This is a genomic window from Paenibacillus sp. MMO-58 (assembly GCF_037146255.1).
GTDB lineage: Bacteria > Bacillota > Bacilli > Paenibacillales > Paenibacillaceae > Pristimantibacillus.
The window spans coordinates 1-14,285 of sequence record NZ_JBBCVY010000015.1 but is presented as its reverse complement, the minus strand read 5'-3'; the positions used below and the strand labels follow the sequence as shown (position 1 = coordinate 14,285).

Sequence of the window (14,285 nt, the reverse complement as noted above, 5' to 3'; positions counted from 1 at the left end):
CAGGGGGATTTACGATGAAGAGATACTCCAACTGGGCGCGTGCGTCCATATTGACTTTAGCTGTTGCATCCGTTGCTTCGCTTGCCGCATGCGGCAGCAACAACAGCTCGAATACGGCGGACAGCACAAGCGGCAACGGCGGCGGCGCCAGCAAGGTAACCCTGCGCTTCTTCTCCAACCTGCCGGACCGCAAATCCGGACAAGGGCTTGCGGAACAAACGGTTATCGATAACTACATGAAAGAAAATCCGAACGTCAAGATCGATGTGGAGACGCTTGCGGAGGAGCCTTTCAAGAGCAAGCTGAAGGCTTATATGTCTTCCAATGAACCGCTTGATATTACCATGGTTCACGGCGGGGCCGAGCTTAATACGCTGGTGCAAGCAGGTTACGTAAAAGAGTTGGATCCTAAAGCTTACGAAGGCGAGCAGTTCAACTTCCTGCCGGGCGTGTACAAATCGTTTACGTTTGGCGATAAGCTGTACGGCCTGCCGCGCAACAGTGACTATGAAGTGATCTACTACAACAAAAAGCTATTTGAAGACAACGGCGTAAAAGTTCCTGCAACAATGACCGAGCTGATTGATGCGGCAAAAGCTTTCCGCGACAAAGGCATCGCGCCAATGTCGATCAACGGCAAAGACCTGTGGAGCTTTGGCGAGATGTTCCAGAACGTGGTTCTTCGATACAGCGGCAACCAGAATCTGATTCTGGACGCCATCGATAAGAAAACCAAATTCGCGGACGACGAGAACTTCCTGAAAGCCGCTCAATACCTCGCCGATGTGCGCGATGCGAAGATGTTCCAGGATTCCTTCATGACAGCGGATTACGGCGCATCCCAGAACCTGTTCTCCCAGGGTAAAGCGGCTATGTGGTACATGGGCTCGTGGGAAGCGGGCATGGCAACGAACGAGACTTTGCCTGAACAATTCCGTCAAAATCTTGGCGTCGTGAAATTCCCTGTTGCCGATGGCGGCAAAGGGACAGTGGACGATCTGCTCGCTTGGAACGGCGGCGGTTATGCACTCGTAAGCAGCTCGAAGCATCCGGAAGAAGCGAAGAAATTCTTCGATTACCTGATGAGCGCTAACCAATGGGCGAAGACAGCTTGGGATACCGGCGCAGCCGTTCCTGCCCAAAAATATGAACTGACGGGCAGCGAGAGCGAAATTCAGAAGACGCTGACTGATATTCTGGTAAACGCGGCTTCGACATCCGGCGCTTCCGCCATCGACTATGGCACGCCAAAGTTCAAGGATGATTCCCAGAACGCGTTTGGCAAGTTCTTCTCCAGCAAACAGACACCAGAGGAACTGCTTAAAGCGCTCCAGACAGCGGTGGACACCCAATAGACGCATAAAAGGATTCGGATAAGGACAGGGCGCTCCTGTCTTTATCCCTTTCTAAAGGATGGAGAGATTATCATGCATCGAGTGTTTAGAAACAAAACGGCGATTTTTCTATTCGTGGCTCCCGGTATGCTGCTGTTCGCGCTTACCTTCCTGGCTCCGATTCTGGTCAGCGGCTATTATTCCTTCACCGATACGCTTGCTCCGGGAACCCCCGTAAAGATGGTTGGCTTCGACAATTACACGAACCTTCTCTTCCATGACGGGAAGTTCTGGCTCGCTCTTCGCAACGCCCTTCTTCTCGGGATCGGCTTTATCGTGCTGCAGCATCCGATTTGTATTTTCTTCGCAATCCTCCTCGACCGTCTTGGAGGCAAGGCCGAGAAGATTTTCCGCACGATCTTTTTTATCCCATGCGTAATCTCGGTTGTCGTTATTTCGAAAATGTGGCTTTCCCTTCTTGATCCGACCTTCGGCATGCTGAACAAGCTGCTGGATCTTATTGGCCTCGATGCCTTGAAGCATGCTTGGCTTGGCGAGAGCAGCACGGCTCTTGGCTCCATGCTCTTTATTCTGATCTGGGCCGGCTTTGGCTGGGGTCTCCTGTTCTACTACGCGGGCGTTAAAGGAATTTCCGAGGACCTGTACGAAGCTGCGCAGCTCGACGGCGCTTCCGGCTTCCGGATGCATCTGAAAATTACCGTTCCGCTCCTCAAACCGGTTATTGCCGTTCAATTTACGCTTGCCATCATTACCGCATTGAAACAGATGGAGACTGTGTTCCTGACAACAAACGGCGGACCCGGCGACTCTACGCAATTCCTTGCCGTATACCTGTATAACAAGGCTTTCTCGGCCAGCCAATACGGCTACGCCAACGCGATTTCGATTCTGTTCGTCATTGTATGTCTACTTGCAACTTATTTGAGCAACCGTCTTACTCGCAGCGATGCGACAGACTTCTAGGAGGGCGACACACATGATAGCACGCAAAAAAACGGCAATCTGGATTTTCTTCCTGATCGTCGCCGCAGGACAACTATTTCCTCTCATCTGGCTTGTCGACTTCTCCTTTAATTCGAGTGCCGACTTTTATTCCGATAGCATACTGAAATGGCCTAGCTCGCCGCAGTGGCAAAACTACGTAAATGCCTGGGTGGATGGGAAATTTTTAAAATATTTGTTTAACAGCTTGTTTATCTCCATCGTGACGATCCTGCTGACTGTCGGTTTATCGCTCACGTTGTCTTACGCGTTTATCCGCATGCAATGGAAGCTGCGGACCCTGCTGTACACGATCCTGCTTCTTGGCATTATGATTCCTATTCACGCAACCCTGCTGCCTAACTTCGCGATCTTCAAAGAGCTTGGCTTAACGGATTCCTATCTGGGACTTATTCTTCCTTATACGGCGGTATCCGTTCCTCTTGGAACGTTTATGCTCAGCGGCTTCCTGAGAAGCATCCCGAAAGAGCTGGAAGAATCGGCTGTCATGGACGGCTGCAGCATCTACCGTATCGTATTCCAGATCATCGCGCCGCTGCTTAAGCCTGCGCTTGTTACGGTTATTGTTACGACCTTCCTGAACTGCTGGAATGAATTCATTATGGCTTCGACTTTCCTTAGCAAGGATGCGCTTAAGACGCTTCCGTTCTCGGTCATGAACTTTACCGGCCAGTACTCTTCGGATTACGGCTCCCAATTCGCGGTTATGGTGCTGACATCAATCCCGGCGATTATCATCTACGCGGTGTTTAACGAGCAGATTACGAAGGGCGTAACGGCAGGCGCCGTTAAAGGCTAATAGGAGGAGAATAGCGTCATGACCATGATTCAGAATCCTATTCTGAAGGGCTTTAACCCCGATCCTTCCATTCTTCGGGTGGGAGACGACTATTATATCGCGACTTCAACGTTCGAATGGTATCCCGGCGTACAGATTCACCATTCCAAGGATCTGGTGAACTGGCATGTGATCGGTTACGCGCTGGACCGCGAATCGCAGCTTGATCTCAAAGGCATCGAGGCATCGGGCGGCGTATGGGCGCCTTGCCTCAGCTACGATGAGGATGCCAAGCTGTTCTATCTGATCTATACCATTATGCGCAGCACAACCGGCAACTTCTTTGATCTGGACAATTACGTCGTCACGGCAAGCAGCATTACGGGGCCATGGTCGGAGCGGACGTACCTGAACAGCTCCGGGTTCGATCCTTCCTTGTTCCACGATGACGACGGCCGCAAATGGCTGCTGAATCTCGAATGGGATAATCGGCTTGGTTACGAGCATCCCGGCTCTATCGTTATCCAGGAATACGATCCGGAAAGCCGCGAGCTGCTCGGCAAGCCTGTCAGCATTTTCCGCGGGGCAACCGACATGGGCTGTCTCGAGGCGCCGCATATCTACAAGCGGAACGGCTACTATTACATGATGGCGGCGGAAGGCGGCACCGGCTTTGGCCACGGCGTCACGATTGCCCGCTCCAAATCCTTGTTTGGTCCTTATGAATCCGATCCTTGCAACCCGATCATTACTTCGGCGAAGGAGATTAACCTGAACCGGCGCGGCGTTGACGATTACTTGAAGCCTTATCAGTACAACCCCGATTCCGTTCTGCAGAAGAGCGGACACGGTTCTCTCGTGGAGACGCAGGATGGCGTGCCGTACATCGCGCATCTTACGGCGAGGCCGCTCGCTTCGAATCAACGAAGCATGCTGGGCCGGGAAACCGCCATCCAGCGCTGCGAGTGGACGAAGGACGGCTGGCTCCGCCTTGCCTCCGGAAGGCAGACGGCTGAGCTTACGGTTCAGCCTCCGGGGCTGACGCCTGCCCCATGGGAGAAGGAGCCTGTCAGAGAACATTTCGACCGCAGCGAATGGAATGTGCATCTGAACTCGCTTCGTGTGCCGTTGAACGAATCGTGGGTAAGCCTGAAAGCACGGCCCGGTTATATGCGGCTAAAAGGCAGAGATTCCTTGTTCTCCCTTCATGAGCAAAGCCTTATTGCCCGCCGCCTGCAATCCGTTCATGCGGTGGCCGAGACCTGCGTAGAGTTTGAACCCGATAATTTCCACGAGACGGCGGGACTGACGTTATTTTACGACCAGAACATGTTCTATTATTTAAGAATCTACTATAGCGAAAGCCTGAACAGCAAATGCCTTGGCATTCTGTATGCCGACAACGGCGTTAAGGTAGAGCTTCGAGAGTCCCGGATGCCGATTGCCGGTTGGGACAGAGTTTATTTAAGAGCAGTTATCGGAGGCGAGGAGCTTCGCTTCTACGGCTCCCCGGACGGCGAGGCATGGTCGCAGATCGGTCCCGTATTAGATGCCAGCAAATGCTCGGACGAGTACTCGAAGTACGGCCACTTTACCGGCGCTTTCGTTGGCGTCTGCTGCCAGGATTCCTACCGGAAACGGAAATACGCGGACTTCGATTATTTCGAATATAGAGAAACAGATGCGGAGTAGAGAGATTAGAGATAAAGAAGAAGACGCACAGGAGAATCCCGGCGTCTTCTTCTTTTTTATTTAGACGGCTTGCCTTTTTTCCCGTTAGACTTTAAGACTACATCGTAATCGTAAGGCACGCTGCTCACGGTGCCTTCAGGCGCGGCGTACGTCGTCATCATAATGATGCGGTCGTACTTGGAGCTGTGGAGCATGTCGGCAAGCTCAATGCGGCTCGACTCCGACATGTTGATCGGATCCGGCACCCGGATAACCTTAACCTGGTTGCCCTGTTCCTTGTCCTTCTGCTTGTCATAATTTTTCATAAGGCCGATGAACTCAACCTGATAATTCACGTATTGGCCAATCGTCTGCTCTAGGCTCTTGAAGCCGGAGATATCGGACATCGGATCAATGACGGTCCCGTTCAGCCGCAGATTGGACAGGTACCAGCCTGCTTCGTTGTAGCCCCAGTCCGTCAGGTAGCGGAGCCCAAGCAGCACCTTCTTGCCGGCATAAGCGGACAGATCAAAGCTCTCCGTCTTCCAGCCTTCGGAGCTGCCCGTGAAGCCCGGCAGATTAGCTGCCGTCTTCGGATAGCCTCCTTCGACCAGATCGCTCCGCGTATCCCCGTTGGATAGCGAGGTCCAGGTCTTTCCTCCGTCCTCCGATATTTGCACCACGCCGAAATCCCATTGTTCCTCGATATTATAGCTGGTATCGAAGCTGAGCTCGGGTGTTGTCTGACCGGTCAGATCAAGTTCCCTGATGAGGAAATTGTCCGCTTGGTCGCCTTGATTTCCCCATAGAACCGTCCCTCTTTCGGGATCCTCTACAGGTATCCAGTTGGTGCGCAGGAAGTCGAGTCCCTGGAAGTACAGATGATCGATTTTCGAATCCGGCTTAAGCACCTTAAAGTCTGTTCCCCATGCAGGCGTAACATTGTCCGCCTTAACCGAGGAAGCAAAGTCGGGAGTCAGATCAATGGAATTAAACTTGTAGGTGGAGGAATCCCCCTTATAACCGCTGTCGAGCACAACGGCCGTCATGTAGTCGGAATATAAGTCGGCGAACGACTTATTGATTCCCGCTTCGGTCAGCGCAGCTTCCACACCGCTAATACCGGTATTAGGGTTATGGAACAAGGTTCGAATAAACGACTCACCGTAATGATCATAGAGATACAGCTGGAACAGATACGCGTTGCCGTAATCGGAAAGAATCTGGAGATCGGACTGATCGCCCCATAAAGTAAGAGAGTTGCGGAGATTGGACAAAAATTCGTTTACGTGGTCCGTGGAATGGCCGTATCCGACCATGTACTGGGCGAAATCGGACAAGCCCTCATTGATGAAGCTTTCTTCAGCCGGATCGGTATCCCGGTGCAGCAAATGCTGAAACTCATGGGCAAATACGCCTTCATAGAGATACGGCTTTGCTGCGGTTGGCCCGGTTCTGTTAAGCCAATCCAGGCTGTCTATCGTCATCACGTTGCGGTCGGCAAAATCGCTGATCGTCGGGGAGAAGTAACCGGCAATATAGCTCGGATAGTTAGGGTTATAGTAGCTTTGATCCTTAATGTTGTCGATCAGAATAACAACGCGCCCGCTGTCATCCTTGTACAAGCCGTTATACCCCTCTTCTCCTTTGCGTTCCGCCGGCGGCGCAAAGTATTCGGTTTCTTTCGGATAAATACGCGTTTCGAATTCGTTCAGCAGGTATTGTACCTGCTCGTCCGTAATTTGAACGGAGCCGTTCCGAGGATCGCCATCCGGGAATTTGAGGTTGTTCGCTACCCATACCTCGCCGCTCTTCCCGACGGCCCGAAGAGTAAAGTTCGTCAAATAATATTGGCCGTTTACATCGTTATTCGTGAGCCACGGTTTGACAGTGCCCACATCCGCTTCCGTCAACCCGGCCGACTCTGACGACGGGCCTGCATTCTCCGAAGCCGCACTTCCCGTCAGATCGAGCCGTCCCTCGGCTTCGACGCTTTCCAGGGTGTCGGCCCTAAGCTTCGAGCCTACGTCCAGTACGCTGGGATTTGCGTTATAGCTTTGCTGCTTTGTTGGCGCTGCCGTTGCCGCAGCCGGCGCCAGAAGGCCGCCAACCAGAATAAACGACGATAATAGACCAAAAAGATTGCGTTTCACCACATACACTCCTCCTCAAAAGTTTTGCGAAGCAAAACTTGCTGCGTAAGCATAAACTTAAAGAATGATCATACAAGCAGCCCGGTATAGGCTGATTGCGATGATTCTTACGCCGTAAGCATCTGCTTACCGATAGGTCTAGCCGCATGAAAGGCTATGTCAACTATCATAACAAGGAGGAAAATATACGAAAGTGCCGCTGTTACCATACGTGTCAGAGCAAGGAAGACTTGTGCCGCATAACTATCGCCCTAGCTTTTGTCATATTCGGTCGGTTTCCTGTTCAATTAATCTTTCATAGAGCCTGCTGGATGATATCCTGCCGCTAATCTCATGCTTCCCGGGGTGGATGTCCCAGCCGAACCGGTCAGCCGCTTCCCATTCGCGGGGGTGCTTCAGTCGAGAAACTCCAATCCCGTATTTCTCAAATCGATGCGGAACGTGTAACTGATCTCCGCATGCTTGAACATTTCCGGCCATTTCTCATATTCCGATGGCTGAAGACGGCTGCGGAACCGATTGCCAAAGCCAAAAATATCGGCTCCTGCCCGCTGCGTTTTTTCGAACATCGATTTGGCATGAGCGTTTAGACTCTTTTCTAGTTCGGCAACAACTTCGGAAGCATTCTGCTTCCGGGAACGGGAGCTGTCAATAAGCGTTGTAACAAGCGAGCAATCAATTTGAATAACCGGTTTTCCATTCTTCAGAGCGGTCTTTAGGCGGGTACGGTTATGCACAATCCGGACATCCGATTTGCTCATCAGTTCAACCTCGGAATCGTGAAACCGGTGTGTGAATATTTCATATAAAAGGGATTCATCCTTGTTTAACTCTCCAACGATCTTGTCTTTTACAAAAATCGCATTGCCTGCGAGAACAAAGGAGTTCTGCTTCCCCTCGGTTAATAAAGGGATCAGATTGGCATGAAAGGGACTGTATAATTTAGAGTATACTTCCCATAGCATCATTTTGTTTTTTCTTGGGATGCCCCCGGCGTAGGGCTCGAAAAACAGCTTGGTGTAAATGCCCGTGAGCTCTCCCGTCGGATTCGTGTTCGTAAATATGCGCTCCATATCGCCTCTAATGACAGCCACCACAGCATCCAGAGGAACGGAGCGCTCCCTTATCGCAAACTCCAAATAAGGATCAAGTCCCGCGTGGGCTAACGACTCATCCAGCAAAACCGCACGGGTAGAGGAAGGATCAAGCGCCTTAGGCAGCTTGTATTTCACTCTATTCATCGCATCCGATACGGTCTCCCCATACTGGCTTAGCGTAAAAAAATCATTTTTCTTGTTTTCTTGCGTTCCTTTAGGCAGCGGAAAGCGGAACCATACCTTCAATGAGGAATCGGAAGATTTCTGCAGCCCTATTACGCCAACCATAAGGCGGTTATCCACGTCTTTGGAGTCCCAGCACCCGGGGGTTATAAGCATAAACAGACAGAGTAGGATAACAAGGGGCCATCGATGCCTTCTTCTCCTCATATTTCTTCCTCCTTTCCAACTCTCCGGCCGTAAGCTACTGCCAGAATCCCGAGCAATGGAAAAACAAACATAACATAGAACCTGAGGCCGATTGTTATTAAAACAATGCTTTCGATCTCCCTCCACGAGGTTACAAGCGTTGCCGCCGCATATACGGCCAATAACGCTCCTGCGTATATGACGGGTCTATTGGCACGGGGCCATAAAGTGCTAAACATTTCTCCTATGGCGTGCATCTTCAGGGCCATGATCACTAAGATGTAGAGCATCGTTACGGAGACAAAGAAAGCCGTCAAATTTTCGAACAAAATCCAATAATGGGATACAGTATCCATCTTGGAGATGAAAGGGACGGTCAGACGTTTGCTTAAGTCTCTTCCAAATGTCAGTATCGGCAAATAGATATATCCGGCGATTAAAGGAAGCGTACACACAATTGCTGCGATATAGCTGCCCCAGGCCCTTCTTGCCGACCGCGGTGTATAGGGTCCAATAAACGATGTGATGACAAACCCCATCCACATAAACGATCCGGCATAGAAGCGTTTATCAAAGAAGAAATCGCCGTTTGTTCGGATCCAGGGAGAGCCCAGCGTCCAATGCACATCGCTTAGACCAACAATTAACAAGACAAGCGATAACAGCAGGGTTAGCAGAAAAAAAACTCTGGCAGCCCGTACGATCGGCATCATCCCTGCCAATGCCAGTGCGGCAGGAGCAAGAAGCATACCGTTCAGGAAGGAGATAGGGGTGGTGGGTAGCATGGTCATCGTAATGACCTCCGTGTAAGCCCTCAGCATAATAACGAGCGCGGTAAATAAGAACAGAAGAACGGGAAGACAAATGATGCATGTCCAGATTACGCCTACGGAAGTATGTATGCGGCGAAACAGCTTTTCTCCGTTTAATTGAGTGAGCAGCCGGCTGTATATCCACGAGCTGGCAATCGCGCAGGCAGCCCAGATCGTTATGGGGATCCAATAGGCTCCTTCCGTGCTTCGAACGATAAAGCTAGGGTAAATAAAACCGGCCGAGGCACCGGAGTATAACATTTGAATGGCAAACAGTTCATACCCGAAGATAGTCGATTGACGCTTCATGAGACACTCCTTTTGGCGCAAATGGACGGTGGTTTGGGCTAGGAGATCTTATTCCTTTTGGACCATAAGGACGTAAGATAGGGGGCTCCAAACGTTTCCAGGCAGCTGAGATAAAACACAAGACAAGCAAAGCAGAAGACGATACCCAGAAGTCCGGCGATCGATGCTCCCGCTACAATGAAATACTTCAAAATCCGCTGAACCAATCCCATCTGGTAGTCGATGACTATAAAATTCGTAATAGCCGTAGCTGCCACAACAATAATGAGCAGATTGCTGACGATATTCGCCTGGATAATCGCTTGTCCAAGCACGACGCCCCCGACCATCGTAACGGTCGAGCTTATGGTCTTGGGCAGCCGCAAGCCGGCTTCGGTAATAAAATCAATCATGACAAGCATCAGAAGCGTTTCTATAAAAACGGGATAGGGCACGCCTTCCCGGCTTGCCGCAGCTGCCAGACTAATCTCGAGACGGTTGACGTCCACGTTTATTGAGGTTAGCGCCACATACAAAGCCGGTAGAAACAAATTGATGAACATCGCCAGAAAACGCAAGATAAGAAGAAATTGGGTTACAAACGGATTGACATAACTATCTTCCGGTGAATGCCAAAAATCGGTATAAACGGAGGGCACGCTTAACGCGAACGGAGATCCGTCAACCATAATAACAGCCTTGCCTTGGAGCAGGTCCATGGAGACCCGATCGGGTCTTTCGGTGGAAATTGCCAAAGGGAATAATTGCATTCGTTTGCGGGATATCAGCAGACGAAGAAATTGAACGCTGTCCTGAACAGCATCCGTCTTAATGCTGGAAATCTTCTCTTTAAGCTGTGTTAGCAGATCTGCGTCAATGGCATCCGCATAATAGAACAGCGCGACGCGGGTATAGCTGGCTGTTCCCACTACAGTCTCCCACAATTTCAGCTTGGAAGAATGAATTTGCTGCCTGATCAAGGCGGTATTTACGTCGAGGTTTTCGATAAAGGCATTCATCGGACCTTGAAGGACATTCTCGGTTATAGGAGATCCGATGCCTCTCTGCTGATTCTCCGATAATTGCAGGATCAAGCCTGTCGATGATTGCCGTTTGCACAAAATAGCATAACCATTGCAAATGGCGGCCTCGCAGCGCTGGAATTCTCCCTCGGTCAGGCCAATTCCGCTATAACGCGCAAGCCGGGCTGTTAAGTTCCCACCGCTATCCTCTCCGAGCAGAAAATCCAGCTTTTGCGAAGAGCATAGCGATTGGAAATAGCACAGATACAACTCGTCATTCTCAACCGTGCCCATTAGCTCCATTCGGAAATCTACGGAATCCTCAAAGGTTTCTTTTAACAGCTCCAGCAAGGGTACCGAATCAGCTTTTTCGTTCAAGCCATAGACGGAAGCAAGAATATCGGGCATTAGGAATTCCTCCTTAGATTCCTGATTATGGAGTCATCGATTATTCTTTCCAAATTAATCCGAAGCATGTATCGCTTCAAAATGAATAAAAAAGAGAGCGTCCGGTTTGGACGCCCACTTGTAAGAAAAACTTAAATCAGTTCCGATGCTTGCAAAAGTCTTTGAATTATGGTTGCAACCTCAGCCCTGGTGATGTATGCCTTCGGTGCAAGCTCGGTTGCGCTTCTGCCGGATACAAGACCGGCCTGTACGCAGTCTGCAACGTTTCTCAGCGCCCAGCCGGATACATTTGACGCATCTCCAAACGGGTGAAGTGTTACGTCTTCGGATTGAGCGGACAGCTTTGCCTTCAGTCCGGTAAGAGTCATCGCTCGGGAGAGAATCGTCATAGCCTCTTCCCGAGTAATCTTGTCGTTCGGCCGGAAGGTGCCGTCCTCAAATCCTGTAATCAGTTGATACGCATATGCCGTGTTGATTGCGCCGCTGAACCAATCGGAAGCTTTTACGTCAGAAAACGCTGCTGAACTGTTCTCCGGTTTTAGCCCCAATCCGCGTACAAGGATGGCTGCAAACTCGGCCCGGGTGATATCTCGATCGGGACTAAAAAGACCATTCCCCGTACCGTCAATAACCATTCGTGATCCCATATCGTTAATAGCGGCTTTCGCCCAGTGATTCGCAACATCAAGGAATTCGAGCGGATGCCAGACAATAGAGTATGTGCTATTGGTTAAGCTGTTGATCTGAGCGTAATACTTGCCATCGATGAGAACGATCTTAGTCGGTACGTGACGAACCGTTCCATCCATTTCAACAACGACGCCTGTCGTAATTTTGCTCGGATCAACTCCAGCCGGGATAGGGATGGTCCTTTCTACATAGACGTTGAATTTCGATATTTCAATGCTTGTATTTCCATATGTGGCTCTGATCGTAAAGTCCACCGGTGGAACCACAAGCGTAAATGTGCCATTCGCTGCCGCGTTCTCTACAACCTTCAATGTATCAACAGTTGGCGCGGCGATTTCGATTTGCATTTTGATGTCTTGCAGGGAGACCGAATTACCCCATTTATCCGCTATAGCGCCGATTTGAAATTGCTGCGCGGGAATCGTATACGTCGCTTGGTCCGTTTTGATTACTACAACAGCTTGCTTGTTTTCCATGCTTTTAACCATTTGACCGTTGAGTTCGCTAATGACGATATCTGACTTCGAATTGACCGGAATCGTTACTACGGCGCCTTGCCCTTCTGCCGCTAGTTTATCCTCCATTTTTTTCCGGTCTACTGAAATCGTTATAACGCTCTGGTCGTTTCGCTTGCTTGTTGTGGCCGTTCCCGCATTTTCTACTTTCCCGTTAATAAGTACGTCTACACCATTATTGGCTGTATTCGATGTCGTTGGGACAGTAGGTGTTGAGGATTTCGGAACGACGGAATTGGACTCCGCAGAGGATATACTAACTCCCGCTGCATTAATGGCCTTTACCGTAAAGGTGTAGCTTGTACCGTTGCTTAGACCAGTAACGACAAACGTGCTTGATGTTCCGGATACAACCACATTTCCTGGAACTACCGTTACTTCATATCGCGTAATCGGACTTCCGCCGTCGTCAGTTGGTGCCGTGAAGATAACGGTAGCTTGTCCGTCCCCCGCTATCGCTGTCACATTTGTAGGTTCTGCCGGAGCGATTGCCGGAGTCGCACTTGCCTCATTCGACTTCGCGCCTAAACCGCCTGCATTGCCGGCCTTTACGACGAAGTAATAGGTTGTTCCGTTTACTAGATTCTCAACGTTGTAAGTAGAAGAAGTAACGGTCGCAACCTCGTCATCCGAATATTGGCCTGAAGCCGTCGCCATATAAATGTTGTAATACGTCGATCCCACTACCGTATCCCAATTTAGAGTAACTTGACGATTTCCTCCAACAGCATCCAGACCTTGCGGATTGGCAGGAGCATCCGGCAGGTTGACGGATTGCGTGACGGTAAATGTTACAGGCGTCATGTGATCGGCCGATACGGTAACCGTTGCCGTATAAGTACCTGCTGCCAAGCCGTCTTTTGCCTGAATCGTAAAGCTTGTTGATTCACTGCTGTTCAAGGAAGAAGCTGGTTGCGTGATCGTAAAGTCGTTAGCATTCGTCCCGCTAATCGTTACCGATAGGCTCGTCAACTGACCCGTGCCCGTATTCGTGACGGGGATGGTTTTGACGTCTTGGGTACCTGTTGCGTACCCCTGAGTTAGTGCGGTTAAGGTTTGATTTGGTAGATCGGCAATCGTGTAGACAGGTGCTGCGGTGACAGTAATTGTTGCAGTTCCTTTTTTGCTGCTATCCACCGTTGACGTTGCCGTGATCGTATAATCTCCCGGCGCGGCATCCGATGCGACGGTCACTTTCCCTGTACCGTCGACAGCTACCTTGCTGGCGTCACTACTCGTCCATGTGACGGTTGTCGCTGCGCCGCCAACTACATCTACCGTTGCCGTGAACTGCTTGCTGCTGCCTTGCACCACGCTTGCACTGTTCGGGCTAACGCTCACGCCGATGACTGCTGGCGCTGCAGTAACCGTAACCGTCGCCGTTCCTTTTTTGCTGCTATCCACCGTTGATGTTGCCGTGATCGTATAATCTCCCGGCGCGGCATCCGATGCGACGGTCACTTTCCCTGTACCGTCGACAGCTACCTTGCTGGCGTCACTACTCGTCCATGTGACGGTTGTCGCTGCGCCGCCAACTACATCTACCGTTGCCGTGAACTGCTTGCTGCTGCCTTGCTCTACGCTTGCGCTATTCGGGCTAACGCTCACGCCGATGACTGCTGGCGTTGCCGTTACGGTAATTGTTGCAGTTCCTTTTTTGCTGCTATCCACCGTTGACGTTGCCGTGATCGTATAATCTCCCGGCGCGGCATCCGATTCGACCGTCACTTTACCCGTACCGTCCACCGCTACTTTGCTGCTAGCGTCACTGCTTGTCCACGTTACCGTTGTCGCTGCGCCGCCAACTACATCTACCGTTGCCGTGAGCTGTTTGCTGCTTCCTTGCTCTACGCTTGCGCTGTTCGGACTAACGCTCACGCTGTTAACCGCCGGTGCAGTGGTGACCGTTATAGTTGCGGTTCCTTTTTTACTGCTATCTGCCATTGACGTTGCCGTGATTGTATAATCTCCCGGCGCGGCATCCGATGCGACCGTCACTTTACCTGTGCCGTCCACCGCCACTTTGTTGCTGGCGTCACTACTCGACCACGTAACTGTTGTCGCTGCGCCGCCAACTACATCTACCGTTGCCGCGAGCTGCTTGCTGCTGCCTTGCACCACGCTT

9 protein-coding genes are annotated in these 14,285 nt (G+C 50.8%); 4 read left to right on the top strand and 5 right to left on the bottom strand.

The genetic code is table 11. The features are described 5' to 3' along the window. The first annotated feature begins 14 nt into the window (after nucleotides 1-14). The 4 genes from WFJ73_RS29110 (at nucleotide 15) to WFJ73_RS29095 (ending at nucleotide 4,827) form a co-directional block, all read left to right on the top strand. Complete coding sequence (locus tag WFJ73_RS29110) at nucleotides 15-1,355, top strand: ABC transporter substrate-binding protein (RefSeq protein WP_336776396.1); 1,341 nt, start codon at nucleotides 15-17, stop codon at nucleotides 1,353-1,355. A 72-nt stretch (nucleotides 1,356-1,427) separates the two neighbouring features. Beyond that, nucleotides 1,428-2,318, top strand: a complete 891-nt coding sequence (locus WFJ73_RS29105) for a carbohydrate ABC transporter permease (protein ID WP_336776395.1) — start codon at nucleotides 1,428-1,430, stop codon at nucleotides 2,316-2,318. Between the two features lie 13 nt (nucleotides 2,319-2,331). Next, nucleotides 2,332-3,156, top strand: a complete 825-nt coding sequence (locus WFJ73_RS29100) for a carbohydrate ABC transporter permease (RefSeq protein WP_336776394.1) — start codon at nucleotides 2,332-2,334, stop codon at nucleotides 3,154-3,156. A gap of 18 nt (nucleotides 3,157-3,174) precedes the next feature. Continuing rightward, entirely contained in the window at nucleotides 3,175-4,827 is a 1,653-nt protein-coding gene (locus WFJ73_RS29095; protein WP_336776393.1) for a glycoside hydrolase family 43 protein, read from the top strand. 56 nt (nucleotides 4,828-4,883) lie between these two features. On the opposite strand, the gene WFJ73_RS29090 is transcribed toward WFJ73_RS29095, so the two are convergent. The 5 genes from WFJ73_RS29090 to WFJ73_RS29070 all read right to left on the bottom strand — a co-directional run. Continuing rightward, nucleotides 4,884-6,959, bottom strand: coding sequence for a peptidase M6 (locus WFJ73_RS29090; protein ID WP_336776392.1), 2,076 nt, complete (start codon nucleotides 6,957-6,959; stop codon nucleotides 4,884-4,886). A gap of 395 nt (nucleotides 6,960-7,354) precedes the next feature. Further along, nucleotides 7,355-8,446, bottom strand: a complete 1,092-nt coding sequence (locus WFJ73_RS29085) for a Ger(x)C family spore germination protein (protein WP_336776391.1) — start codon at nucleotides 8,444-8,446, stop codon at nucleotides 7,355-7,357. Then, nucleotides 8,443-9,546 (bottom strand): GerAB/ArcD/ProY family transporter, encoded by a 1,104-nt coding sequence (locus WFJ73_RS29080; protein ID WP_336776390.1) that lies wholly within the window; start codon nucleotides 9,544-9,546, stop codon nucleotides 8,443-8,445. The genes WFJ73_RS29085 and WFJ73_RS29080 overlap by 4 nt, the downstream gene beginning before the upstream one ends. A 38-nt stretch (nucleotides 9,547-9,584) precedes the next feature. Further along, complete coding sequence (locus tag WFJ73_RS29075; RefSeq protein WP_336776389.1) at nucleotides 9,585-10,955, bottom strand: spore germination protein; 1,371 nt, start codon at nucleotides 10,953-10,955, stop codon at nucleotides 9,585-9,587. Nucleotides 10,956-11,086: 131 nt separating this feature from the next. After that, nucleotides 11,087-14,285, bottom strand: a 3,199-nt coding sequence (locus tag WFJ73_RS29070) for an S-layer homology domain-containing protein (protein WP_336776388.1), incomplete at its 5' end; no start/stop codon positions are given.

Excerpts from the sequence above, each read along its gene's own strand:
- WFJ73_RS29110 (WP_336776396.1), top strand. The coding sequence starts at position 15 with ATGAAGAGATACTCCAACTGGGCGCGTGCGTCCATATTGACTTTAGCT.
- WFJ73_RS29105 (WP_336776395.1), top strand. The coding sequence starts at position 1,428 with ATGCATCGAGTGTTTAGAAACAAAACGGCGATTTTTCTATTCGTGGCT.
- WFJ73_RS29100 (WP_336776394.1), top strand. The coding sequence starts at position 2,332 with ATGATAGCACGCAAAAAAACGGCAATCTGGATTTTCTTCCTGATCGTC.
- WFJ73_RS29095 (WP_336776393.1), top strand. The coding sequence starts at position 3,175 with ATGACCATGATTCAGAATCCTATTCTGAAGGGCTTTAACCCCGATCCT.
- WFJ73_RS29085 (WP_336776391.1), bottom strand. The coding sequence starts at position 8,446 with ATGAGGAGAAGAAGGCATCGATGGCCCCTTGTTATCCTACTCTGTCTG.
- WFJ73_RS29080 (WP_336776390.1), bottom strand. The coding sequence starts at position 9,546 with ATGAAGCGTCAATCGACTATCTTCGGGTATGAACTGTTTGCCATTCAA.
- WFJ73_RS29075 (WP_336776389.1), bottom strand. The coding sequence starts at position 10,955 with ATGCCCGATATTCTTGCTTCCGTCTATGGCTTGAACGAAAAAGCTGAT.